This window comes from Devosia sp. J2-20 (assembly GCF_055808475.1).
Genome location: NZ_CM147870.1, coordinates 2,266,662 through 2,289,001, shown reverse-complemented (window position 1 = coordinate 2,289,001; position 22,340 = coordinate 2,266,662). Strand labels below are relative to the sequence as shown.

Here is a 22,340-nt window from a genome sequence, read left to right as displayed (position 1 = left end):
TGCCGGTTCAAACCATCTGCTGCGGCACTGCCGTAGCACTCTAAACCAAGGAAATTTCGACAAATGCTGCGAGGATCGATACCGGCGCTCATCACTCCCATGCGTAATGGGATTGTCGATGAGAAAGCCTTCGCCAGCTTTGTCGAATGGCAGATCGAGCAGGGCAGTCACGGCTTGGTGCCAGTTGGCACGACCGGTGAGAGCCCGACCGTCAGCCATGAAGAGCATCGTCGCGTTGTCGAAATCTGCGTTGAAGTTGCCAATAAGCGTGTGCCTGTTCTTGCTGGCGCCGGCTCCAACGCAACCGCCGAAGCCGTCTCCTTGGCCAAGTTCGCAGAGGCGACCGGTGCGGACGCCGTGCTTTCCGTTGTGCCTTACTACAACAAGCCCAATCAGGAAGGCCTGTTTCAGCACTTTTCGGCTGTGGCCAGTGCGGTAGGGATTCCAATTATCCTGTACAGCGTACCCGGTCGCACGATTGTTGACCTGACCGTCGATACCATTGCCCGTCTGCACGAGGCTCATCCCAACATTATCGGCGTCAAGGATGCGACCGGTAATCTTGAACGCACCAGCATGCAGCGCGCCAAGTTGGGCAAGGACTTTATCCTGCTCTCTGGCGATGACATGACCTCGCTCGCCTTCAACGCCTATGGCGGCAATGGTTGTATCTCGGTGACCGCCAACGTGGCGCCCCGCATGAGTTCGCAGATGCAGGAATTGTCGCTCGCGGGTAATTTCCCCGATGCACTGGCGATCCATGACAAGCTCGTCTACCTGCACCGGGATCTGTTCATGGAGCCAAATCCGGCGCCCGCCAAGTACGTCGCCAACCGGCTGAACCTGTGCGCAAACGAAATGCGCCTGCCACTCGTACCCATTTCAAAGTCCACCCAGGAGGCCATGGACTTTGCAATGGCCCATGCAGGTCTTATCTAAAGCCTATGGCTCCAAAGAACGATAAATCGAAAAACGGTGTGATCAGCCACGGTCTCGTGGCTGAAAACCGCCGTTCGCGCTATGACTACGCTATTGGCGAAACCATGGAGGCCGGCATTGTGTTGACCGGCACCGAGGTCAAGTCGCTGCGTCTGGGCAAGGCTCAGATCACCGAATCCTACGCCTCACCCGAGGGCGGGGAGCTATGGTTGATCAACGCGCATATCCCTGAATACCTGCAGGCGAACCGCTTCAATCACGAAGAAAAGCGCCGCAGAAAGCTGCTTGTCTCGCGCAAGCAACTCGCTCACCTCGATCAGGAAGTCTCGCGCGCCGGCAACACCATCGTGCCGCTCAAGCTGTTCTTCAACGATCAGGGTTTTGCCAAGCTGCTTATTGGCGTGGGCAAGGGCAAGAAGAACTACGACAAGCGCGAAACCGAGCGCAATCGCGACTGGAATCGCGACAAATCCCGCATCATGAAAGAAGGCGGGCGCGGCTAGTGTAGCCGCGTCAGGCTTTCGACATCACTCGTCGGCCGGCATGGGCACCTGAACCGGACGCGTTACCGGTGGGCGGCCGACGGCCTTGGCCAGATCAGCCACATCGATGAAAAAGTCGGCCTGGCGCCGCAGATCGTCCGAAATCATTGGGGTCGAGGAGGTCAGTGTGGACACCACGGTGACCCGCTTGCCCATGCGCTGCAGCGACTTAACCAGAGCGGTGAAGTCGCCGTCGCCAGAGAACAACACCATGTGATCGTAGTGTGGGGCCAGTTCGAGCGCGTCCACGCACAACTCGATATCCATATTGCCTTTGACCTTGCGGCGGCCTGTGGCGTCGGTAAATTCCTTGGCGGGCTTGGTCACCACGGTGAAGCCGTTATAGTCAAGCCAGTCAATCAGCGGGCGGATTGAGGAATATTCCTGATCTTCAACCAGCGCGGTGTAGTAATTGGCGCGGAGCAGGAACGCCTTGGCTTTGAACTCGGCCAGCAAGCGCCGGTAGTCGATGTCGATGCCAATCGCTTTCGATGTCGCATAAAGATTTGCGCCATCGATAAACAGGACGATTTTTTCGTTTGGATCGATGCTCATCTGAAAACCCTCAATCAACTGGCAACGGCGCGATCACGGAAAGTCGGTCTATAAGATCTCTTAAATTCCGCAGAAAGCCTTAATTGTCGAGACGTGACATGTTTTTATCGCACTGGCAAGATTAAGCGCGATTTCGTGAAGCGCGGGCAGGGGAGGGCACGCTATCCTTGTGTCCTGTGACAGGCTCGTGTATGGGAAGCGCTCATTCCATAAATTTTGGAGACGTCCGTGGCCCGCGTCACCGTTGAAGACTGCATTGAAAAGATCGACAATCGCTTCGATCTCGTTCTCATGGCTGCGCATCGTGCGCGCATGATTTCGTCGGGGGCCCAGATCACCGTCTCGCGCGACAACGACAAAAACCCCGTTGTTGCGCTGCGTGAAATCGGCGACGGCGCCATCTCGCCTGATGATCTGCGTGAAGATCTGATCCACTCGCTTCAGAAATATGTCGAGGTCGACGAGCCTGAGAGCCATGCTGCGCCTCAGATCGAAAGCGCCAGCGACGATGATTCGATGAGCTTCGATACCATGAGCGAAGAAGAGCTGCTCCGTGGCATCGAAAGCCTCGCGCCGCCCGAGCGTCGCGACGACTGATTTGCGTTCTGACGCAAACTGCATGTAAGAAAAGAGCGTCCGATGTGCATCGGGCGCTCTTTTCATTTCTGTTACAGGCGCTAAGCTCTTTCCTCCGAGCGAGCGACCAATCCCATGATGCGTCAGTACGAGCTTGTCGAACGCGTTCAGGCGTATAACCCGAACGTCGACGAGCAGTTGTTGAATAAGGCCTACGTTTACGCCATGCAAAAGCATGGCTCGCAGAAGCGTGCCTCCGGCGACCCCTATTTCAACCATCCTCTCGAAGTGGCGGCCATCCTCACCGAGCTCAAGCTCGATGATGCCTCCATCGTCGTGGGGCTGCTGCACGACACCATCGAGGATACCGACGCCACCCGGGCCGAGATCGATCAGCTCTTCGGTGCTGAGATCGGCGCTATCGTAGATGGCCTGACAAAGATCGAACGGCTCAATCTGGTATCGCGCGAGGAAGCCCAGGCTGAAAACCTGCGCAAGCTGCTGCTGGCGATCAGTCAGGACGTACGCGTGCTGCTGGTCAAGCTTGCCGATCGCCTGCACAACATGCGCACCCTGCAATACATGCCGCCCGAAAAGCGCACGCGTATTGCTCAGGAGACCATGGATATCTATGCCCCGCTCGCCGGCCGCATGGGTATGCAGGACATGCGCAACGAGCTTGAGGACATCTCCTTCAAGATCCTGCAGCCCGAGCACTACTTTGCCATTGTCGCCCGTCTCGACGAGATGCAGGCCGCCTATAGCGAAACCATCGAAACCATCTCGACCGAGTTGACCGAACGGTTTCTGGCCGAAGGCATCACCGCACGCGTCAAGGCCCGGGTGAAGTTGCCCTATTCGATCTTCAACAAGATCGAACGCAAATCCATCGCCCTTGAGCAACTCTCCGACATCATCGGGTTCCGGGTGATCGTTGGGTCGATTGATGAGTGTTATCATACACTTGGTGTGGTCCATACCAAGTGGAAGGTCGTGCCCGGTCGCTTCAAGGACTATATCTCGGTCCCCAAGCACAATGACTACCAGTCGATCCACACCACCATTGTCGGCCCCGGACGTCAGCGCGCCGAGCTGCAGATTCGCACCGAAGAGATGGATCGGATCGCCGAGTTCGGCATTGCCGCACACGCTCTTTACAAGGATGGTGCTTCGGCTGATCTCAGCCGCATCGAGAATGAATCCCAGGCTTATGGGTCGCTGCGCTCGACCATTGCCCATCTGACGGCTGGCAGTTCTACCGAGGATTTCCTCGAATATACCAAGCTTGAACTGTTTCAGGATCAGGTGTTCTGCTTCACTCCGCGTGGACGGTTGATTGCCCTGCCGCGCGGCGCGACGCCGATCGACTTCGCCTATGCTCTGCACACCGATATCGGCGACACGACCGTCGGCGCCAAGATCAACGGCGCCATCCTGCCGCTGGTGACGCAATTGCGCTCGGGCGACGAAGTCGAGATCATTCGCGACCAGAACCACATGCCGCCCATGAACTGGCTGGGCATCGCCGCCACCGGCAAGGCACGGGCAGCCATTCGCCGGGCCGTACGCCACGCTGCTACCCAGCGCACCTTTGCGCTGGGTGAACACGTCCTCAACATGATGCTTGAGCGCGAAGGCGTCATGCTCGACGAGACCGAGGCCAAGACACTCGCAGAGGCCCTTGGCAGTCCGAGCCGCCGCGACCTGCTTATTGCGGTCGGTGAGGGCAAGATCGCGTCCGAAGCCCTGGCCACCGAGCTGGCGACGGTCAAGGGACTGCGCAAACGCCGCCGCAAGCTTGATTTGCCGGTTGCCGATACCGCCGATGGCTGGTTTGCCTTGCGCTCCACTGACCTGTTTCGCTTCCGCGTCCCCGGCGGGCAGCGCTCCGGCCCCAAGGCCAAGGCCGCGCTGGCGCAGCTGGATTTCCACATGGGCGTCACGGTGACTTCCGAGGGCGTCGTGCCGGGCGACCGCCTGGTCGGCATTCTGCAGCCCGACAAGCCCATGCTGATTTACCCCATCCATTCCGATGCCCTGATCGATCTGCACGACAGCGATGTTGCCTGGGTCGATGTGCGCTGGAACCTGGTGGGCCGCGAAGATCGCCCCTATGCCACGGTCATCTCCATGGAGTCGGTGAACAAGCCCGGCTCTCTGGCCCAGATTTCCTCGGCAATTGCGGCCTGCGACGCCAATATCAACAATCTGGTGATGCGGATGATTTCGCCAGACTTTCACCAGATGATCTTTGAAATCGAGGTGCGTGACCTTGCGCAACTCACCGATGTTCTGGCAACGCTCAAGCGTAGTCCCGGCCTCAGCGCCGTGCAGCGCGCCGGCACCCGCGAGGCATCGATGATTTCCACGCTCGAATGGGACGGCAACGTCGACAAGAGGTTTAGCGATGACAAGAGATGACGTATTGGCCGTGTTCCGCGAATGCGGTGCCATGCTCGAGGGGCATTTCATTCTGTCATCGGGCCTGCGCTCACCAGTCTTTCTGCAAAAGGCCAAGGTCTTTCAGTATCCGGCCCAGACGGAAAAACTCTGCAAGGCACTGGCCGCTAAAATCCATGCCGATGGCTTTGGCGATGTGACCAAGGTCGTCTCGCCCGCCATTGGCGGCATCATTCCCGGCTATGAAACAGCGCGCCATCTCAACCTGCCAGCGCTCTATACCGAACGGGTCGATGGCAAGTTTGAGCTGCGCCGCGGCTTTGAGATTGCACCTGACGACAAGGTGATCGTGGTCGAGGACATCGTCTCAACCGGCCTGTCGATCCGCGAATGCGTCGCCGCTTTGCGCGGTATTGGCGCCAATGTCGTTGCTGCCGCCTGCCTGATCGATCGCTCGGGCGGCGAAGCCGATGTCGGTGTGCCGCTGGTCAGCCTGATCGAATACAAGGTACCGGCCTATCCCGCCGATCAGCTGCCGCCAGAGTTGGCCGCCATTCCCGCCATCAAGCCCGGCAGCCGCGGCATTCAGGGGGTCAAGTGATCATCGGGCTGGGCTCGGACCTCTGCCAGATCGGTCGGGTCGCCAAGACCCTTGAACGCTATGGTCAGCGCTTCACCACGCGCTGCTTTACCGAGATCGAGCAGCGCAAGTCAGACCGCCGCGCCGAACGCGCCGCCTCCTACGCCAAACGCTTCGCCGCCAAGGAGGCGTGCTCCAAGGCTCTTGGCACCGGCCTGAGCCACGGCGTCTACTGGCGCGATATGGGTGTGGTGAACCTGCCTTCGGGCAAACCGACCATGCATTTGACCAATGGGGCCGCAAAAGCGCTCGACCGCCTTGTGCCGCCGGGCTATCAGCCCCACATCCATCTCACCATCACCGATGACGCCGGGCTTGCCCAGGCGTTCGTCATCATTGAGGCGCTGCCGATTGACCCGGCTGCCGCAACGGAATAACGCTGCCGCGTTACCGATCCGGGGAAATCCATGAGCCAGCCAGCCGACAAGTCTGCCAACAAGTCCGCGACCAATGAATGGGTTGAAACCTTCGTTGTCGTGGTCGAGGCGCTGCTGATCGCCATCGTGCTGCGGTCTTTCCTCTATCAGCCATTTTCCATTCCCACCGCATCGATGCAGCAGACGCTGATGATTGGCGACTATTTCGTCGCCAACAAATACGTCTGGGGCTATGGCAAGCACTCCTTCTCGCTGGGGCGCTACGGCAACTTTACGGCGCTGGATTTCGAGCTGCCGATCTCCAACCGCATTCTCGGGCGTGATCCCAACCGTGGCGACGTTGCCGTGTTCCGACCGGTCCCGCAGAACATCGAATACATCAAGCGTATCGTGGGTCTGCCCGGCGATCGGGTCCAGATGCAGGGCGGCCGCCTGTATATCAATGATGTGATGGTCGAGCGCGAAGAGATCGGTACCACCATGGATACCGACAGCTCGGGTCAGACCGTCGAGGTCACCGTGTACCGCGAGACCTTCCCTGAAGGCACCACGCACACAATCCAGGAAATCTCCGACAGCGCTCCGCTCGATAACACTCAGGTCTACGTCGTGCCCGCCGGCCACTATTTCATGATGGGCGACAATCGCGACCGCTCCGCTGATAGCCGCGTTCTCAGCCAGGTCGGCTATGTCCCCGATATCAACCTGATTGCCAAGGCCGAGGCGCGCTTCTTCTCCATCAAGGATAACCTGCCGCCTTGGCAGATCTGGCAGTGGCCCGCTAACGTGCGCTGGGATCGTATGTTCCAGTCCGTCTACAAATGAGCCGTGCAGCGCGCAATCACGACAAACTTCAGTTCCGGCTAGGCTATCGTTTTGCCGATCCGGACCTGCTTGATCGCGCGCTCACGCATTCCAGCGCCGTCTCGCCTGCCAAGCGTATTGAGCGGTCCTATCAGCGTCTGGAATTTCTTGGCGACCGCGTGCTTGGGCTTGTCGTCGCCGACATGCTCTATCGGCGTTACCCAAAGGCCAATGAGGGCGAACTCAGCCGTACGCTGAATACGCTGGTGCGCAAGGAAACCTGCGCCATCATCGCCCGCACCCTTGATCTGGGCGGCGAACTCAATCTCGGCGAGAGCGAGGCGCGTACCGGCGGCGCCGAAAAAGAGGCCATTCTCGGCGATGTCACCGAGGCCGTCATTGGCGCCATCTTCTGCGATGGCGGCATGGGCAAGGCCTATGAGTTCGTCGAACGCATGTTTGAGGAATTTCTCGCTGACGGTCAGGCCAACAAGGCCGACGCCAAAACCACCTTGCAGGAATGGGCCCAGGCCCGCGGCCTTGAGCCACCCAGCTATATCCAGGTCGGCCGCTCCGGTCCCGACCATGCCCCCGAATTTACCATCGCCATCGCCCTGGGCGATTTCGAACAGGTCAGCGCCACCGGTCCTTCCAAGAAGATCGCCGAACACAAGGCCGCCGAACTGTTCCTGATTTCCCAGCAGGTGTGGAAGGATCCCAAATGAACTCACCCACTGAACTCGCCGACACCTCTTGCGGCTTTATCGCGCTGGTTGGTGCCCCCAACGCCGGCAAATCGACGCTGCTCAACTCACTGGTTGGCACCAAGGTTTCCATCGTCACCCACAAGGCGCAGACGACCCGCAGCCAGGTGCGCGGCGTTGTCACCCAGGATCAGGCCCAGCTTGTCTTCATCGACACGCCCGGCATCTTTGCGCCCAAGCGTCGGCTCGACCGGGCCATGGTTGATAGCGCCTGGGGCGGGGCGGGGGATGCGGACATCGTCGGCTTCATTATCGATGCCGAACGCGGCATCACGCCCGATATCGACGCCATGCTCGAAGGTCTGGCCAATATTAGCCACCCCAAGATCCTGATCCTGAACAAGATCGACACCATCAAGAACGAAGCGCTGCTCGAGCTCAGCCAGACCCTCAATGAAAAGCTGCGTTTTGAAGCCACCTTCATGATTTCGGCCCTCAAGGGTTATGGCGTTGCCGATCTGATGGACTGGTGCGTCAAGCACATCCCGCCCGGCCCCTGGCATTTCCCCGAGGATCATCTGACTGATTTGACCATGGCCATCACGGCCGCCGAGGTCACGCGCGAGAAGCTGTTCCTGCGCGTTCATGATGAGATCCCCTATAACTGCACGGTCGAGACCGAGAGCTTCAAGATCCAGAAGGATGGCTCCTACAAGATCGATCAGGTGGTTTATGTCACGCGCGACAGCCACAAGAAAATCGTGCTGGGCGCAGGCGGTCAGACCATCAAGGCCATCGGTCAGGAGAGCCGCAAGGATTTGATGGAAATGTACGAGGTGCCCATTCACCTCTTCCTGTTCGTCAAGGTGCGCGAAAAATGGGGCGATGATCCCGAGCGCTACCGCGAGATGGGCCTTGAATACCCGCACGGAAAAAACTGATCCAATGCCCGGCTGGCTCGATCGTGCCAGGCAGTGGGCTCGCACCATCAAGCGCGATGTAATCGCCGTCTGGCTCGCGGCCAGGGACGTCAGAACACCAATGGCGGTGCGCATTCTTGCTGCCGCGATTGCGGCCTACGCCCTGTCGCCCATCGATCTCATTCCCGATTTCATTCCGGTGCTGGGCTATCTCGACGACCTGCTCATCGTCCCGCTCGGCATTGTCGCCGTGGTCAAACTGATCCCGGCGCCGCTTTTCGCCGAGTTTCGCGCAGCTGCCAGCCAGATTGCAGCAAAGCCGGTCAGCAGGCTCGGCATGCTGGCCGTCATCCTGATCTGGCTGCTGGCGGTCTGGTTGACACTCATGCTCGCAACGGACTGGGTATAGGCGATGGAATGGACCGGGGAGGGACTGCTGATCGGCGTCCGCCGTCACGGCGAATCCAGTGTTATTGCCGAAGCGATGGTGGCTGGCCGGGGCCGCTGTCTGGGTCTGGTACGCGGGGGCGCTCGCCCAGACAGGCCGCAGCACTGCAGCCTGGCAACACCGTCCAGTTGACCTGGCGCGCGCGCCTTGAGGACCAGTTGGGCATGTTCACTGTCGAACTGCTGCAGGCGCGCGCTGCCGAGCTGATAGCCGACCGGACGCGGCTCTATCTCAGCCAGCTCGTGTGTGAGCATCTGCGTCAGTTGCCGGAGCGCGATGCCCATGATCGCCTGCTTGGCATGGCGTTGCGTCTGATTGATTCGCCACCCGATGGAGTTGCGCTGGTTCGCTTTGAGCTGGCCGTGCTCGATGATCTCGGTTTTGGCCTGGATCTCGACCACTGCGCGGTGACAGGCGCGACCGAGGATCTGACCCATGTCTCGCCCAAATCGGGCAGGGCGGTGTCGCGCGCGGCGGCTGCGCCCTATCTGGACCGGCTCCTGCCGCTCCCCAGTTTCCTCACCGCCCGTGGCAATGCCAGTCCGCATGACATTGCCGACGCCCTACGCCTGACCAGTCACTTCCTCCAAACCCACGTCCAAGGGCCCCGTAACCTCACGCCATCGGCCACTCGAGACCTGCTGGTAGCGGCATTGACCCTGGAGCATTGAGGGCGGTCGCACGCTTTTCTGAACACCCCGCTGCCTTGCCCGCCGACCTGTCGCCACATGCGATGTCACACCGGCAAAAGGCCGGGGTCCATTCCGAGATTTCGGGCAGCGCCGGGAAGACGACTGCACTCATCGAGACATTGGCCAGAAATGTCTGCCCTTTATCCCCACGTGCAAAACCGCGCGCATACTTCTGACATTCCCGTCAGCACGCGACCCCAACGCAGGGTTGGACGGGGAGGCTGGAGACGGGGGCGCCCGTTTGGCCGGGGAATTGGCAGTCGGGCTTGCAATACCAGCCTGGGCTGAACCGATCCTGGTGAGAAAGCTCCAGACCGTGATGGGCGGCCTTTGGCTCCCTGAGTTAGTAACTGGATTGAGCCAATGGCCGCCCATTACCCGTCACAAGCGCGACGCCGTAAGGCCGGGCGCAATTTCGGCACGTCCGAAAACCGTGCAGAACCGGCGTCTTTTCGCGGCAAAACCGTCGGAACCGGCGCGAGCCCCGCTATAGTGCTTTCCTGATTCGTTCTCGTGGAATGCTCGCCGATGTCTGACACCGATACCCTTCCGCCTGCCGATGACCAGCGCGTCGTCGACCTCAAGCAGGCGCTTGAGGAGCGGTACCTATCCTACGCTCTCTCGACGATCACCCAGCGTGCTCTGCCTGATGCGCGTGACGGTCTCAAACCCGTTCACCGCCGCATTATCCACGCCATGCGACTGCTCAAGCTTGATCCGGGCCAAGGCTACAAGAAGTCGGCGCGTATTGTCGGCGACGTGATCGGTAAGTTTCACCCGCATGGCGATCAGTCGATCTATGACGCCTTGGTGCGCCTGGCGCAGGATTTTGCGCTGCGCTACCCACTGGTCGATGGCCAGGGCAATTTCGGTAACATCGACGGCGATAACGCCGCTGCCATGCGATACACCGAAAGCCGCATGACCGATGTGGCGATGCGCCTGCTCGAGGGCATCACCGAAGACGCTATCGATTTTAAGGCGACCTATGACGGAGAGGACGAAGAGCCCGTCGTCCTGCCATCCAACTTTCCCAATCTGCTGGCCAACGGCTCAACGGGCATTGCAGTGGGCATGGCCACCTCGGTCCCCCCACACAATGTCTATGAGCTGTGTGAAGCGGCCCTGCATCTTATCAATGTCAATCCAGATGCTTCCGCCGAAGAGCTGACTCAGTTCGTGAAGGGGCCAGACTTCCCCACCGGTGGCATCATGGTGGAATCGGCGGCCTCGATTGCCCGCTCCTATGCCACGGGTCGCGGCTCGTTCCGTCTCCGGGCCAAGTGGGAGATCGAGGAAACCGGCCGCGGTTCCTATCTGATCGTGGTCACCGAAATTCCCTATGGCATCCAGAAGTCCCGGTTGGTCGAAAAGATCGCCGAGCAGCTGCTCGCCAAGAAACTGCCACTGCTCAAGGATGTGCGCGACGAAAGCTCGGACGATATCCGTCTTGTGCTTGAACCCCGCGCCCGCACTGTCGATGCGGTGATCCTGATGGAGCAATTGTTCAAGGTCAGCGATCTTGAAACCCGCTTCCCGCTCAATCTCAACGTGCTCGACAAGGGCGCCGTGCCCAAGGTGATGAGCCTGCCGCAGGCCCTCAAGGCCTGGCTTGAGCATCGCAAGGAAGTGCTGGTCCGCCGCTCGAACCATCGCTTGGGCCAGATCGCCCATCGCCTTGAAGTGCTTGGCGGCTACATCATTGCCTATCTCAACCTCGATGAGGTTATCCGCATCATCCGCGAGGAGGATGATGCCAAGGCCTCGCTGATGAGCACGTTTGAGCTCTCCGACGTGCAGGCCGAAGCGATCCTGAATATGCGCCTGCGCTCCTTGCGCAAGCTTGAGGAAATCGAACTCCGCAAGGAACACGAGAACCTGACCAAGGAGCAGGGGCAGCTTGAAGCGCTGTTGGCGTCTGAAAAGCGTCAGTGGTCCAATATCAGCAAGCAGGTCGAAGCCCTCAAGGCGGCCTATCCGCTGCTTGAGGCTGATGGCACGACGCCCCACGCACTGGGCGCCCGTCGCACTATCCTCAAGGATGCCCCCAACGCAGACCTCTCCGAAGTCACGGAAGCCTTTATCGAGCGCGAGCCGATCACGGTCATCCTGTCCGAAAAGGGCTGGATCCGCGCACCGAAGGGTCACACTGACGATATCGACGACAAGGGCTTCAAGGCCGGTGACCGGCTCAAGCTGTCGATCAAGTGCGAGACCACCGACAAGCTCCTCATGCTCACCACTGGTGGCAAGGTCTATACGCTGGCTGGCGACAAGCTGCCCGGCGGTCGCGGTCAGGGCGAGCCGGTGCGCATCATGGTCGATATCGAGGAAGGCCAGGATATCGTCGATATCTTCGTCTATCGCGCTGGCCAGAAGCGCATTGTTGCCTCCACCGCAGGCTATGGCTTCATCATTGGCGAAGACGACATGATCGCCAATACCCGCAAGGGCAAGCAGGTCCTCAACGTCGCGGCGCCTATCGAAGCGGCGTTACTCGTTCCGGTTGTTGGCGATCGCGTGGCCATTATCGGCCAGAACCGCAAGCTCCTTGTCTTCCCGCTCAGCCAGCTGGCCGAAATGAGTCGCGGCAAGGGCGTCCGCCTGCAGCGCTACAAGGATGGCGGCGTCTCTGACATCAAGACCTTCTACGCTGCTGATGGTCTCACCTGGACCGACAGCTCAGGTCGCACCTTCACCAAACCGATGGAAGAGCTGACCGCCTGGATTGCTGACCGCGCTACCGCTGGCCGTCAGCCGCCCAATGGCTTTCCACGCAACAACAGGTTTACCGGATGATCCGCCACTGCGTCTTCGTCAAGTTTCGTGCCGATGTCGCCGCCGCCGAGCGCGCCGAGATTTACGACGGGCTGAGTGCACTGGTGGGCCAGATCGAGGGCTTGCTGTCTGCAGATTTCGGACCCAATATTTCGCCCGAGGGCGTGTCGCAGGGTTTCAACGATGGTTTCATCATGGATCTGGCCGACGAGGCTGCCCGTGATCGTTATCTGGTTGATCCTGCCCACAAGGCTGCCGGCGCGCGCCTTGTTGCCGCGCTTGAAGGTGGCCGCGACGGCATCATGGTCTTTGATCTGCAGGTCAACTAGTCGGGCAGGGGAGAGCTCGGTTGCACCGAGAATGTGAACACCACCGGCAGATGATCGCTGGCTGTCCGCCGGCCTGCATGGAGTTCGTGCACCACCACACCGCCGCGGGTCATTACGTGATCCAGGGGCAGGAAGGGGATCGTGTCCTGCCAGGCGCCGAAGTAGAACCAGCGTAGCGGATAGGTCACCAGATTGACCGTCTCGCGTACCAGCCCGTTGCTGCTCACAAAATCACGCAGTGCGTAGGACCATGGTGTGGAATTGAAATCGCCCGCCACAATGAGCGGACCCTCCACTTCGGCAACAACTGCAGAGAGCCCCACCAATTGCGCGCGCTGACGTTCCACCGGTAGCGGCCAGTCCATATGTGTGGTCAGCACGGAAAAGGCGCCATACCCGTCAGGCTGAAACCGTGCCAGAATATGGCCTGTCCGGTCGGTCACATAGGCGTTATTGGGGCAGGCGCCGTCCTGCACCTGTTCAAACGGGATTCGAGAGTAGAGCCCCAGATTGGCCCTCTTGCCGCCGCGACAGCGAGTGAAAAACGGATAGTCAGCCAGCAGGCGCGGGTGCAGATCGGTGGCCTGCTCGCCGAAATATTCCTGCAACACGATGATGTCGGGATCTTCTGCCGCAATCGCCGCAGTTACCTTTGCCATCTCGTAATTCATGCCGAACAGATTATGCGTCATCATCGTCACGGTGCCCGATGACGGCGGCGCAGGGCGCACCTGCATTCCTGAAATCAGTTCGGGCACCATCACATTGGCCGAGGCCGCCAGTCCGACAAAACTATAAATCAGCGCGACACGGCGCGCCTGACCACGCAGGGCTAGCGCCAGGATCACCAACCCGAGCAGCGTGCCGGGAAACAGGAATATCTGGGCATGGTTGAGCAGGTCCAGCGCGCCAAAGGCAAAACCGAACAGCGCCGCAACTGCCAGTGTTGCCGCCAGCAATGCACCGAGGACAAGGCAGGTCCGGACAACGTTGAGCAGTGATGTCATACCGAATCCGGCGCCAAAGGGATCACCACGATCTGGATGAGCCGTGTGGCCCAAACATGGCGCCTAGCTTAGTTCGACCCAGCCAAGCGGGCCGCGCTGCACCTGTAGCGGCCGAAATTGCGCCTTGTAGGCCATCTTGGGGAGTCCTGCACCCAATAGCCCAGATAGACGTAGTCCAGGGCCGCAGAACGGACCTGGGCGATGTGATCGAGAATAAGGAAGGTGCCCAGGCTGCGGTGGGCCATATCGGGGTCATAGAACGAATAGACCATCGATAGCCCGTCCGGCATCACGTCCGTCAAGGCCACAGCCACCAGAGGCTGGTCCGGATGCTCGCGCAAACGGTACTCGATCAGGATCGACTGAACCGGCGTGTCTTCGACCATATATTCGTAGTCGACATAGCTCATCTGGGTCATGCCGCCACCGGCATGGCGCGAGTCCAGATAGCGCTTGAACAGATCATACTGCTCGCTGGTTGCCGTGGTTGGCCGCACTTCGATGCTCAGATCATCATTGGCGCGCAATGCCCGCCTGTAGCGCTTGGATGGCGCGAACCCATCTGCAACGATTCGTACAGACTGGCAGGCATTGCAGCCTTCGCAGGCTGGGCGGTAGATCAAATTCTGGCTGCGCCGAAACCCGTTTTCACTAAGCAGATGATGCAGGTTCGATGCCCGGCGGCCACTCAGATGCGTAAACAGCTTTCGCTCCTGCTTGCCCGGCAGATAAGGGCAAGGCATGGCGGCTGTCAGGAATAGTTGGGTGGTTTCTGGCGTCTGATCGGTCATTCACGACCCTTGGGTGCGGTTGAGGAACTCTACGCTCCCCAATCATCCGCGGCAACGGGTCAGTATGCCTGATTGGCCCGTGCCGAATGGTCGCGCCAATGGCGTTCCATGGGAGAGCGTCGCACCATCAGCGTACCGGTGATCAGGTCGTGGATCATCTGCCGGCGGGGCGTGAACAGGGCAAACAGCAACGAGAGGGGCCAGGATATCCAGGTCGTGACCCAGAACACGCCTGCATGGACGAATGCCATCCAGCCATCCAGTGGCTGCCCACGTGTCGGCGTCAGCACAATGTCCATGGCCTGCATGCCCAGCGTTGCGCGCTTCGGCGAGCCCAGCGTGGCGCCGTAATAAAGAACGATTGTGGCCGGGACGACAAACATCAGCGCGAGCCAGCCCAGACCAAAGGTCACGAAGCCGACGATCAGCCCGACAAAGGCGAAGGCCAGGATCATCAATCCCATGACGAACAAGTCGATGAAAAAAGCCATGACGCGACGCGTCAACACGCCCTCGAACAATGCGGGAGCGGTCTTGGGGTCGGGCAGGGTAGGGCCGGTAGTGTCTGTCTGGTGCATGTCTTCAACATTGTTATGCCCCCGCGTCAGCGCAAGAGGCAAGGGCACACAAATGTTACCGCGCCAGTTCCCGTGCCATCTCGAGCGCGAAGTAGGTCAGTACGCCGTTGGCACCGGCACGCTTGAATGCGTGCAGGCTTTCGACAATAGCACCCTGGCGATCAATGGCGCCCGCAGCCGCGGCCATTTCGATCATCGCGTACTCGCCGCTCACCTGGTAGGCATAGATCGGAATATTGAAGTTGTCCCGGGCACGTCGGACGATGTCGAGATAGGGCATGCCCGGCTTGACCATGACACTGTCCGCGCCCTCGGCAATGTCCTGTTCGATCTCGCGCAGGGCCTCATCAGAATTGGCGTAGTCCATCTGGTAGGTTCGCTTGTCACCCTTGAGACGACTGCCCGACCCGACAGCTTCGCGGAATGGTCCGTAATAGAAGGAAGCGTATTTGGCGGCATAGGCCATGATCTGGGTCTGCTCGTACCCGCTGGCATCCAGCGCGGCACGAATGGCGCCAACCCGACCGTCCATCATGTCTGAGGGCGCAATGATGTCGGCGCCAGCCTTGGACTGCACCAGGGCGGATTTGATCATCACCTCGACGGTCTCGTCGTTGAGAATCTCACCATCGCGCACCAGGCCGTCCTGGCCGTCGCTGGAGTATTCGTCGAGCGCCACATCGGCGATCAAGCCGATCTCGGGCACTGCGCTCTTGATGGCGCTCAGCGCCCGGCACATCAGATTGTCGGGGTTGAATGCCTCGGCCCCGTTCTCGCTGCGTAGATGGTCGGGTGTGTTTGGAAACAGCGCCAGCGCCGGGATGCCGGCGTCGCGCGCCTGCTTGGCCGCTTCGATACACAAATCCACGCTCAGCCGTTCCACGCCCGGCATGGTGCGGATCTGGGTTTTCTGGTTCTGTCCCTCAATCACGAATAGCGGCCAGATCAGGTCAGCCGGCGTAAGCGTGGTCTCGCGCACCATGGCCCGACTCCAGGCCGTGCGGCGTGTCCGGCGCAGCCGACGACCACCCAGTAGATCCATATCGTGCTTGTGCCACTGCTCGGCCATCTTGGTCTCCTGTTTCAACAAGCGGTTTAGCAGTGGCAGGCGGCGCCTCCAAGCACCGGCTTGTCGCATCCCTTGCCGACAGATAGAAAACTGCCATGGATTTCAACGCTCCGCCTATCGGCATCTATATTCGCATCGTCGCCATCATCAGCCTGCTGCTTGGGCTCAACGATGCTGCACGGCTGCTCGGCGTCAATCTGGGTGCTGTCAGCCCCATATCCACCATGGGCATGACCGGCTTTGTCTATCTGGCGATCTTTGCGCTGGCGCGCCTGTTCGCGGCGGTGGGGCTCTGGATCAAGGCCAGTTGGGGCGCAGTGCTTCTGGTGGGGGCCACCGGCGTCGAATTGGCGCTCTATCTGCTGGGTAGTTCTGATGTGGACATGACCGCCATCGGCTTCGCCGTACGTCTGGTCCTGCTGGCCTCTATCATCATCATCTTCGCGCTCAGCATTCGCAACAGCCGCGCCCGCGCCGCCGACTGAATAGCAGGGCTTCAAATCATGCCCGGCGCGTTTACACCCCCGTAAGGTTACAAATCTCTCTACTGGTGTAACGAAGAATAAAGCCAAATTCTCATTGCATTCCAGTAAGATGCTCTTAATCACGCTGCTTAGGGCGATCTTAGAAACGTGCCGGTAGTTTGTCCTCATGAGATGCGAAAAATCGCACAGACTGCATAACAGTGAGGCTAAAATGGCATTCAAATCCAACGCAGCCGAGGCATTGACCCCGGAACGTCCCAAGAGCTTGAAGCCGCTTTATCTGGAAGCCGTTTCCCGGGTAGAGCGTCTTCATCGCCGTTTGCTTGATCTCATCAAGGATGAGTTCGACCGGATGGGCTGGGATGATATCAATCCAGTTCAGGCACTGCTGATGTTCAACATCGGTGACGCAGAGCTGACCGCTGGCGAGTTGCGCTCCCGCGGTTACTATCTGGGCTCGAACGTCTCCTACAATCTCAAGAAATTGGTCGAAACCGGCTACATCTTCCAGGAGCGCTCGCGTTCTGACCGTCGTTCGGTGCGCATTAAGCTCACCCCGAAGGGCGAGGAAGTGGCTGAAGTGATCGACGAACTCTATGATCGCCACCTCAAGTCCATCGACAAGGTCGGTGGTCTGGGCGACGACGAATTTGACGGCCTGAACAAGGCACTGGCCCGCCTTGAGCGCTTCTGGGTCGATCAGATCCTTTACAAGCTTTAACTCAACGGGCATCTGCTGTTGCCCGAGCGCCACACTGCATTGCAAACGCCGGTCCCCAGGGGCCGGCGTTCTCATTTTCGCCGCAAACACAGGTAAAGGGCACTATGGGGTTCAGGCCATTCCCTCGTCCTGACGGGCATGATCCGTCGGCATCACATGCGTTTGACCGCGTTGTGACCTCAGCTTGGGGATGGTAAAAGTTGATCTGCTTCGGCAGTCAGACAAAATCGGGTGACTTAATGCGGCTCAATCGACGTTCTCTCCTCCGGTACACGGCCATGGCCGGGGCTTCCATGGCCTTGCCAACCGCCTTGCGCGCGCAAGAAGGCGAGTCGATGTTCGACATGTTCGAGCGCAATCGCGTCCTGCGTGATGCCGACAGGGGCGGCAATACGACAGCGGCCGAGGCACTGATTGCAACCAATGAGCCGATTCTGTCTTTTGATACCGCCTACAACCTGCAGCTGGCGATCTCGCAATATGAGCCTTTCGTTGCCGCTGGCGGGTGGGAAGAAATCCCTCAGGAGGCTTATGGCCTGACGCTCGGTAACTCGAAGAAGTCGGTCATCGCCCTTAAGCGCCGCCTGATCTCGTCAGGCGATATGGGCATGGTCGACAACGTCAACGATGTTTTCGATGCGGATACCGATGCGGGCGTGCGTAAGTTCCAGGCGCGCCATGGTCTCAACATCAAGGGCCAGGTCGACGAAGCAACATGGTACGCCATGGCTGTTCCGGCCTCGCAGCGCCTGCAGCAGCTCTATCTCAACTATACCCGCGTCCAGAACATGGCCGCCAAGCTTAATCCACGTTACGTCGTGGTCAATATTCCGGCCGCTACCATCGAGGCCGTCAATGACGGCATGGTCGAGCAGCGCCACACCGCAGTGGTCGGTCGCGTCGATCGCGCCACGCCGATCATGGCCAGCAAGGTCAGCCAGATCAACTTCAACCCTTACTGGCATGTGCCCAAGTCGCTCGTTGAGCGCGACCTGACCAAGTACATGAAGGAAGACCCTGAATATCTGGCAAAGCAGAACATCCATATCTATGACGGCAAGGGCAATGAGATCTCCCCGGCCACCATCGATTGGAACAATTTGGGCAACGCGATCAATTACATGTATCGCCAGGAACCCGGCGCGGCCAATTCCATGGGCCACTGCAAGATCAACTTCTACAATCCGTTTGATTGCTATCTGCACGACACGCCGTCCAAGGCCTTGTTTGACGAGAACGCCCGGTTCCACTCGTCCGGCTGCGTCCGCGTTGAAGGTGTCAATCAGCTGGTGAACTGGCTGCTGCGCGACAATGGCGACTGGGATCTGAATCGCGTTGATCAGACCTTTGACCTCGCTTGAGCGGCTCGACATTGAGTGCAAGGCACGCGTTCCCCTGCACACAACTTACATTACGGCCTGGGCCAACCGTCAGGGTACCGTCAGCTTCCGTGACGACGTCTACAAGTTCGACGAACAGGGCAAGGTCAGCTTCGATCAGGCCTGATTCACTGAAATTCTTGCCATTTTTCCAACGCCCTCCCTTGCCGGAGGGCGTTGTTGTATTCGCAAGGCGTAGAATCTTGCTATCGTGGTGCCATGGCGCAGGGTGAAGTCTTATTCGAGTTTTCGCAGGTCGGCCGTCAGATGCGGGTGGCCGCGTTCGACGCTGCCACCGGCGTTGAAGTGATCGTCATCACCCCCGTCACGGCAACCAAGACCCAGATGCAGCAACTTGCCTTGGCCAAGCTGCGCCGAAAGCTGGGCGAAGGGGCCGCACCACCGGCCTCACCGGGCAAGTTCGCTTGAACTGCCCGCAATTGCCCTTTCGCTGGCTTGTATTTTGCGCCATAATTCCAGCGTTCGCGCGACTGGCGAGAAGAGATGGGGAACCATCGGGGAACGCGAACCTTGAAGAGCCGCTCGCCTGGGCACCCATCCGCATATCAGGGGAGCCCCGATGCATCAGACCCAACTTTCTTGGCCTTGGAATCGCACTTCGCGACGTGATAAAGGCACCGTCACGCCCACCTGTATCGCCATTTGCGAGGTAATCGTTCCATGAGCGCCGCCACATCACTTCCGCTCTTCCCGAACTTTTTCACCAATTCCGTGGGTCAGACCGATCCGGAACTGGCTGCCGCCATCAAGGATGAGCTTGGCCGTCAGCAGAGTGAAATCGAGCTTATTGCCTCTGAAAACATCGTGTCCCAGGCCGTTCTGGACGCGCAGGGGTCGGTTCTCACCAACAAGTACGCCGAAGGCTATCCCGGTCGTCGCTACTATGGTGGCTGCCAGTATGTTGACGTCGCCGAGACGCTGGCCATTGAGCGCGCCAAGCAGCTTTTTGGCGTCGAGTTCGCCAACGTCCAGCCCAATTCTGGTTCGCAGGCCAACCAGGGTGTCTATCAGGCGCTGATTCAGCCCGGTGATACCATTCTGGGTATGTCGCTGGACGCCGGCGGGCATCTGACCCATGGTGCCAAGCCAAACCAGTCGGGCAAGTGGTTCAACGCCATCCAGTATGGCGTCCGCAAGCAGGACGGTCGTGTCGACATGGAGCAGGTGCGCAGCCTGGCCCATGAGCATCAGCCCAAGATGATCGTCGCCGGTTTTTCGGCTTATTCACGGACCATGGACTGGGCCGAATTCCGCACCATCGCCGATGAAGTCGGGGCAATTCTGTTTGTCGATATGGCCCATGTTGCCGGCCTGGTGGCGGGTGGCTCTTATCCAAGCCCATTCCCTCACGCCCATGTTGCCACAACCACGACCCACAAGACTCTGCGCGGCCCGCGCGGCGGCCTGATCCTGACCAATGACGAGGCAATCGCCAAGAAGGTTAACTCGGCGATTTTCCCCGGTATCCAGGGCGGCCCTTTGATGCATGTCATCGCTGCCAAGGCCGTAGCCTTCAAGGAAGCACTGCAGCCAGAGTTCAAGTCCTATACCCGTCAGGTAGTCGCCAACGCGAAGATACTGGCGGAAACCCTGGTCAAGGGCGGCGTTGATATCGTCACCGGCGGCACCGACAACCACCTGATGCTGGTTGATCTGCGTCCCAAGGGCTTGACCGGCAAGGCAACTGAAGCCGCTCTTGAGCGCGCTCACATCACCTGTAACAAGAATGCGGTCCCCTTTGATCCTGAAAAGCCCGCCATCACCTCAGGCGTTCGTCTGGGCACCCCGGCAGGCACGTCCCGCGGTTTCGGTGAAGCCGAGTTCCAGCTTATTGGCGAACTGATCATCGAAGTGCTTGATGGCCTTAAGGCCAATGGCGAGGACAATAACGCGGCTGTCGAGGCGCAGGTTCGCGACAAGGTCAAGACGCTCACCGATCGCTTCCCTATCTACGGTCTGTAAGGGCTTTTTATGCGCTGTCCCTATTGTGGAAATGACGACACCCAGGTCAAGGACAGCCGCCCGACCGAGGATTCCGGCGCCATTCGCCGCCGCCGTGTCTGTAATGGCTGCGGCGGCCGCTTCACCACGTTCGAACGGGTCCAGCTTCGCGACCTGACCGTGGTCAAAAAGAGTGGTCGCAAGGTACCGTTCGATCGCGAAAAACTGGCCCGCTCGGTCTATACCGCCTTGCGCAAGCGCTCGGTCGAAGCCGACAGGATTGAGCGCATGATCTCCGGCATTGTCCGCCAGCTGGAAAGTCTGGGCGATGTGGAAGTCACCTCTGACCAGATTGGCGAATATGTCATGGACGGGCTCAAGGGCCTCGATGACGTGGCTTTTGTCCGGTTTGCCTCGGTCTATAAGAATTTCTCGGCTGCCGATGATTTCCGGAATTTTCTGGCTGAATTGGCGGAGGGGCAGGGCACTCTGCGCGACGACGATTGACCCAGCTATCTGCCCAGGACGAGCGCTGGCTTGATGCTGCTGTGCGCTATGCGACGCCATTCCTGGGTACCACGGGCGACAACCCCTGTGCAGCCGCCCTGATCGTTGATCCACACAAGCAGACACTGATCGCCCGCGCCGTCACGGCGCGCGGTGGCAGGCCGCACCCCGAAACAATCGCGCTTGAAAATGCCGGCTTCGACGCCGCGGGCGCGACCCTGTACGTTACGCTTGAGCCTTGTCATCACTGGGGTCGCACACCGCCCTGCGCTGACGCGATTGTTCGCGCCGGCGTCATGCGGGTGGTCATTGGCGTTGCCGATCCGGACCCGCGTACAGCCCAGGCTGGCGTTGAACGCCTCGAATCTGCCGGCATTGAAGTCGTGCTGGCCGAACACGCGCCGTCCATGGCCTTGCATGCTGGCCATATGCGCCACCGCGTCAAGGCTCGGCCCTATGTCACGGTCATGATGGCAGTGTCGCCAGACGACAAGGTTGTCACCCCAGCCAGCGGTCCTGCTCGCGATTGGCTCGACCTGCAACGTTCCCGATCCAATGCCGTGTTGATCGGCGCCGCGACCGCGCGCCATCTCGATCAACAACTGGCAATCGCCTTGCCCGGTCTGGCATCTCGGACCCCATTGCGGGTGGTGCTGTCAGGGGCCGAAGGACTTGATCGCAGCTTGAATCTTATTGGTGGTTTTTCCGGCTATCGCACTGCAATCATTGCCGAAACTACCGTCTCGATTGACGCGCCTGTCTCAGTCGAGGTCTTACGCGTCAATGGCACAAAAGGGCGCCCGGACCTTTCGGCCAGCCTCGCAGCGCTCGCCGACAAGGGCATTCAGAATCTGCTGGTGGAGTCTGGTCCGCGACTGACATCGGCACTGTTGCTTGCCGGGCTGGTTGACTGCTTCGGCTTGATCACAACTGCTGCTGGCGACACCGCAGGCCCGGCAGCTTCAAGTACCGGGCCGATGGCCGATTTGATCCGCGAGCAGGGGCTTGTCGAGACCGGCCAGCAAGCGCACGGAGCCCACACGCTCAAATTCTTTCGACGGCCCGCATAGCTGCAGGCGTGCCAATTGTATTGATGTTCCTGCCGGAGGCGACTATGGGGTTGGCCCTTGCCGCCCG

24 protein-coding genes, 2 pseudogenes and 1 riboswitch are annotated in these 22,340 nt (G+C 59.7%); of the genes and pseudogenes, 21 read left to right on the top strand and 5 right to left on the bottom strand.

What is annotated here, in order from left to right; all coding sequences use genetic code 11:
* Positions 1–63: 63 nt before the first annotated feature.
* On the top strand, positions 64–939 hold the full coding sequence (gene dapA / locus AC0L37_RS11250) for a 4-hydroxy-tetrahydrodipicolinate synthase (RefSeq protein ID WP_212658407.1): 876 nt from the start codon (positions 64–66) through the stop codon (positions 937–939).
* A gap of 5 nt (positions 940–944) precedes the next feature.
* Positions 945–1,442 carry an SsrA-binding protein SmpB gene (gene smpB / locus AC0L37_RS11245; protein ID WP_212658406.1) on the top strand — a complete coding sequence of 166 codons (498 nt, stop codon included), beginning with the start codon at positions 945–947 and terminating at the stop codon, positions 1,440–1,442.
* Positions 1,443–1,466: 24 nt separating this feature from the next.
* Here the strand turns inward: smpB and AC0L37_RS11240 are convergent, their stop codons facing one another.
* Positions 1,467–2,036, bottom strand: coding sequence for a LabA-like NYN domain-containing protein (locus AC0L37_RS11240; protein ID WP_212658405.1), 570 nt, complete (start codon positions 2,034–2,036; stop codon positions 1,467–1,469).
* A gap of 228 nt (positions 2,037–2,264) precedes the next feature.
* On the opposite strand from AC0L37_RS11240, the gene rpoZ reads away from it, so the two are divergent.
* The 11 genes and pseudogenes from rpoZ to AC0L37_RS11185 all read left to right on the top strand — a co-directional run bounded on the left by rpoZ (position 2,265) and on the right by AC0L37_RS11185 (position 12,704).
* Positions 2,265–2,633 (top strand): DNA-directed RNA polymerase subunit omega, encoded by a 369-nt coding sequence (rpoZ, locus tag AC0L37_RS11235; protein ID WP_212658404.1) that lies wholly within the window; start codon positions 2,265–2,267, stop codon positions 2,631–2,633.
* 114 nt (positions 2,634–2,747) lie between these two features.
* A complete protein-coding gene (locus AC0L37_RS11230; RefSeq protein WP_269369618.1) occupies positions 2,748–5,033 on the top strand; it encodes a RelA/SpoT family protein in 2,286 nt (761 codons plus the stop codon).
* A complete protein-coding gene (gene pyrE, locus AC0L37_RS11225) occupies positions 5,020–5,613 on the top strand; it encodes an orotate phosphoribosyltransferase (protein WP_269369621.1) in 594 nt (197 codons plus the stop codon). The genes AC0L37_RS11230 and pyrE overlap by 14 nt, the downstream gene beginning before the upstream one ends.
* Positions 5,610–6,029 carry a holo-ACP synthase gene (gene acpS, locus AC0L37_RS11220; protein WP_212658401.1) on the top strand — a complete coding sequence of 140 codons (420 nt, stop codon included), beginning with the start codon at positions 5,610–5,612 and terminating at the stop codon, positions 6,027–6,029. Before pyrE ends, acpS begins: the two co-directional genes overlap by 4 nt.
* Before the next feature lie 30 nt (positions 6,030–6,059).
* The gene (gene lepB, locus AC0L37_RS11215) at positions 6,060–6,854 is read left to right on the top strand and encodes a signal peptidase I (RefSeq protein WP_212658400.1); all 795 of its coding nucleotides are present in this window, start codon (positions 6,060–6,062) and stop codon (positions 6,852–6,854) included.
* A complete protein-coding gene (gene rnc, locus AC0L37_RS11210) occupies positions 6,851–7,558 on the top strand; it encodes a ribonuclease III (RefSeq protein ID WP_269369624.1) in 708 nt (235 codons plus the stop codon). The genes lepB and rnc overlap by 4 nt, the downstream gene beginning before the upstream one ends.
* Positions 7,555–8,478 carry a GTPase Era gene (gene era / locus AC0L37_RS11205; RefSeq protein WP_212658398.1) on the top strand — a complete coding sequence of 308 codons (924 nt, stop codon included), beginning with the start codon at positions 7,555–7,557 and terminating at the stop codon, positions 8,476–8,478. The genes rnc and era overlap by 4 nt, the downstream gene beginning before the upstream one ends.
* 4 nt (positions 8,479–8,482) lie before the next feature.
* Positions 8,483–8,866 (top strand): YkvA family protein, encoded by a 384-nt coding sequence (locus AC0L37_RS11200; RefSeq protein ID WP_212658397.1) that lies wholly within the window; start codon positions 8,483–8,485, stop codon positions 8,864–8,866.
* A 3-nt stretch (positions 8,867–8,869) separates the two neighbouring features.
* Positions 8,870–9,576: pseudogene (gene recO, locus AC0L37_RS11195) on the top strand (DNA repair protein RecO).
* Positions 9,577–10,125: 549 nt separating this feature from the next.
* A complete protein-coding gene (parC, locus tag AC0L37_RS11190; protein ID WP_212658395.1) occupies positions 10,126–12,396 on the top strand; it encodes a DNA topoisomerase IV subunit A in 2,271 nt (756 codons plus the stop codon).
* Positions 12,393–12,704, top strand: a complete 312-nt coding sequence (locus tag AC0L37_RS11185; RefSeq protein WP_282221106.1) for a Dabb family protein — start codon at positions 12,393–12,395, stop codon at positions 12,702–12,704. Before parC ends, AC0L37_RS11185 begins: the two co-directional genes overlap by 4 nt.
* Here AC0L37_RS11185 and AC0L37_RS11180 read toward each other — a convergent pair.
* The 4 genes and pseudogenes from AC0L37_RS11180 to hemB form a co-directional block, all read right to left on the bottom strand.
* Positions 12,701–13,711: an endonuclease/exonuclease/phosphatase family protein gene (locus AC0L37_RS11180; protein WP_282221107.1), complete on the bottom strand. Its 1,011-nt coding sequence runs from the start codon at positions 13,709–13,711 to the stop codon at positions 12,701–12,703. The genes AC0L37_RS11185 and AC0L37_RS11180 overlap by 4 nt on opposite strands.
* Positions 13,712–13,774: 63 nt before the next feature.
* Positions 13,775–14,502, bottom strand: a pseudogene (locus tag AC0L37_RS11175) (arginyltransferase).
* A 59-nt stretch (positions 14,503–14,561) separates the two neighbouring features.
* Positions 14,562–15,128 carry an RDD family protein gene (locus AC0L37_RS11170; protein WP_282221108.1) on the bottom strand — a complete coding sequence of 189 codons (567 nt, stop codon included), beginning with the start codon at positions 15,126–15,128 and terminating at the stop codon, positions 14,562–14,564.
* 7 nt (positions 15,129–15,135) lie between these two features.
* Complete coding sequence (gene hemB, locus AC0L37_RS11165; protein WP_282221109.1) at positions 15,136–16,149, bottom strand: porphobilinogen synthase; 1,014 nt, start codon at positions 16,147–16,149, stop codon at positions 15,136–15,138.
* A 95-nt stretch (positions 16,150–16,244) separates the two neighbouring features.
* On the opposite strand from hemB, the gene AC0L37_RS11160 reads away from it, so the two are divergent.
* The 8 genes from AC0L37_RS11160 (at position 16,245) to ribD (ending at position 22,273) form a co-directional block, all read left to right on the top strand.
* Complete coding sequence (locus AC0L37_RS11160; RefSeq protein ID WP_212658389.1) at positions 16,245–16,634, top strand: DUF6163 family protein; 390 nt, start codon at positions 16,245–16,247, stop codon at positions 16,632–16,634.
* Between the two features lie 211 nt (positions 16,635–16,845).
* Positions 16,846–17,355 carry a transcriptional regulator LdtR gene (gene ldtR, locus AC0L37_RS11155; RefSeq protein WP_212658388.1) on the top strand — a complete coding sequence of 170 codons (510 nt, stop codon included), beginning with the start codon at positions 16,846–16,848 and terminating at the stop codon, positions 17,353–17,355.
* A gap of 293 nt (positions 17,356–17,648) precedes the next feature.
* Complete coding sequence (locus AC0L37_RS11150; protein WP_282221110.1) at positions 17,649–18,716, top strand: L,D-transpeptidase family protein; 1,068 nt, start codon at positions 17,649–17,651, stop codon at positions 18,714–18,716.
* Positions 18,703–18,861 carry a hypothetical protein gene (locus AC0L37_RS11145; RefSeq protein ID WP_282221111.1) on the top strand — a complete coding sequence of 53 codons (159 nt, stop codon included), beginning with the start codon at positions 18,703–18,705 and terminating at the stop codon, positions 18,859–18,861. Before AC0L37_RS11150 ends, AC0L37_RS11145 begins: the two co-directional genes overlap by 14 nt.
* A gap of 92 nt (positions 18,862–18,953) precedes the next feature.
* Positions 18,954–19,163, top strand: a complete 210-nt coding sequence (locus AC0L37_RS11140) for a DUF6898 family protein (RefSeq protein ID WP_212658386.1) — start codon at positions 18,954–18,956, stop codon at positions 19,161–19,163.
* Between the two features lie 48 nt (positions 19,164–19,211).
* A riboswitch (ZMP/ZTP riboswitch) is annotated at positions 19,212–19,294 on the top strand.
* A gap of 121 nt (positions 19,295–19,415) precedes the next feature.
* The gene (gene glyA / locus AC0L37_RS11135; protein WP_269369639.1) at positions 19,416–20,717 is read left to right on the top strand and encodes a serine hydroxymethyltransferase; all 1,302 of its coding nucleotides are present in this window, start codon (positions 19,416–19,418) and stop codon (positions 20,715–20,717) included.
* Positions 20,718–20,726: 9 nt separating this feature from the next.
* The gene (gene nrdR, locus AC0L37_RS11130) at positions 20,727–21,203 is read left to right on the top strand and encodes a transcriptional regulator NrdR (protein ID WP_212658384.1); all 477 of its coding nucleotides are present in this window, start codon (positions 20,727–20,729) and stop codon (positions 21,201–21,203) included.
* Positions 21,200–22,273, top strand: coding sequence for a bifunctional diaminohydroxyphosphoribosylaminopyrimidine deaminase/5-amino-6-(5-phosphoribosylamino)uracil reductase RibD (gene ribD, locus AC0L37_RS11125; protein ID WP_282221112.1), 1,074 nt, complete (start codon positions 21,200–21,202; stop codon positions 22,271–22,273). Before nrdR ends, ribD begins: the two co-directional genes overlap by 4 nt.
* Positions 22,274–22,340: the final 67 nt, after the last annotated feature.

Bases quoted from the DNA above. Each gene is read 5' to 3' on its own strand.
- AC0L37_RS11240 (WP_212658405.1), bottom strand. From the start codon at position 2,036: ATGAGCATCGATCCAAACGAAAAAATCGTCCTGTTTATCGATGGCGCA.
- lepB (WP_212658400.1), top strand. From the start codon at position 6,060: ATGAGCCAGCCAGCCGACAAGTCTGCCAACAAGTCCGCGACCAATGAA.
- AC0L37_RS11150 (WP_282221110.1), top strand. From the start codon at position 17,649: ATGGCCTTGCCAACCGCCTTGCGCGCGCAAGAAGGCGAGTCGATGTTC.
- era (WP_212658398.1), top strand. From the start codon at position 7,555: ATGAACTCACCCACTGAACTCGCCGACACCTCTTGCGGCTTTATCGCG.
- AC0L37_RS11180 (WP_282221107.1), bottom strand. From the start codon at position 13,711: ATGACATCACTGCTCAACGTTGTCCGGACCTGCCTTGTCCTCGGTGCA.
- pyrE (WP_269369621.1), top strand. From the start codon at position 5,020: ATGACAAGAGATGACGTATTGGCCGTGTTCCGCGAATGCGGTGCCATG.
- AC0L37_RS11160 (WP_212658389.1), top strand. From the start codon at position 16,245: ATGGATTTCAACGCTCCGCCTATCGGCATCTATATTCGCATCGTCGCC.
- AC0L37_RS11140 (WP_212658386.1), top strand. From the start codon at position 18,954: ATGGCGCAGGGTGAAGTCTTATTCGAGTTTTCGCAGGTCGGCCGTCAG.
- glyA (WP_269369639.1), top strand. From the start codon at position 19,416: ATGAGCGCCGCCACATCACTTCCGCTCTTCCCGAACTTTTTCACCAAT.
- nrdR (WP_212658384.1), top strand. From the start codon at position 20,727: ATGCGCTGTCCCTATTGTGGAAATGACGACACCCAGGTCAAGGACAGC.
- hemB (WP_282221109.1), bottom strand. From the start codon at position 16,149: ATGGCCGAGCAGTGGCACAAGCACGATATGGATCTACTGGGTGGTCGT.
- AC0L37_RS11230 (WP_269369618.1), top strand. From the start codon at position 2,748: ATGATGCGTCAGTACGAGCTTGTCGAACGCGTTCAGGCGTATAACCCG.
- AC0L37_RS11200 (WP_212658397.1), top strand. From the start codon at position 8,483: ATGCCCGGCTGGCTCGATCGTGCCAGGCAGTGGGCTCGCACCATCAAG.
- AC0L37_RS11185 (WP_282221106.1), top strand. From the start codon at position 12,393: ATGATCCGCCACTGCGTCTTCGTCAAGTTTCGTGCCGATGTCGCCGCC.
- dapA (WP_212658407.1), top strand. From the start codon at position 64: ATGCTGCGAGGATCGATACCGGCGCTCATCACTCCCATGCGTAATGGG.
- ldtR (WP_212658388.1), top strand. From the start codon at position 16,846: ATGGCATTCAAATCCAACGCAGCCGAGGCATTGACCCCGGAACGTCCC.
- smpB (WP_212658406.1), top strand. From the start codon at position 945: ATGGCTCCAAAGAACGATAAATCGAAAAACGGTGTGATCAGCCACGGT.
- parC (WP_212658395.1), top strand. From the start codon at position 10,126: ATGTCTGACACCGATACCCTTCCGCCTGCCGATGACCAGCGCGTCGTC.
- rnc (WP_269369624.1), top strand. From the start codon at position 6,851: ATGAGCCGTGCAGCGCGCAATCACGACAAACTTCAGTTCCGGCTAGGC.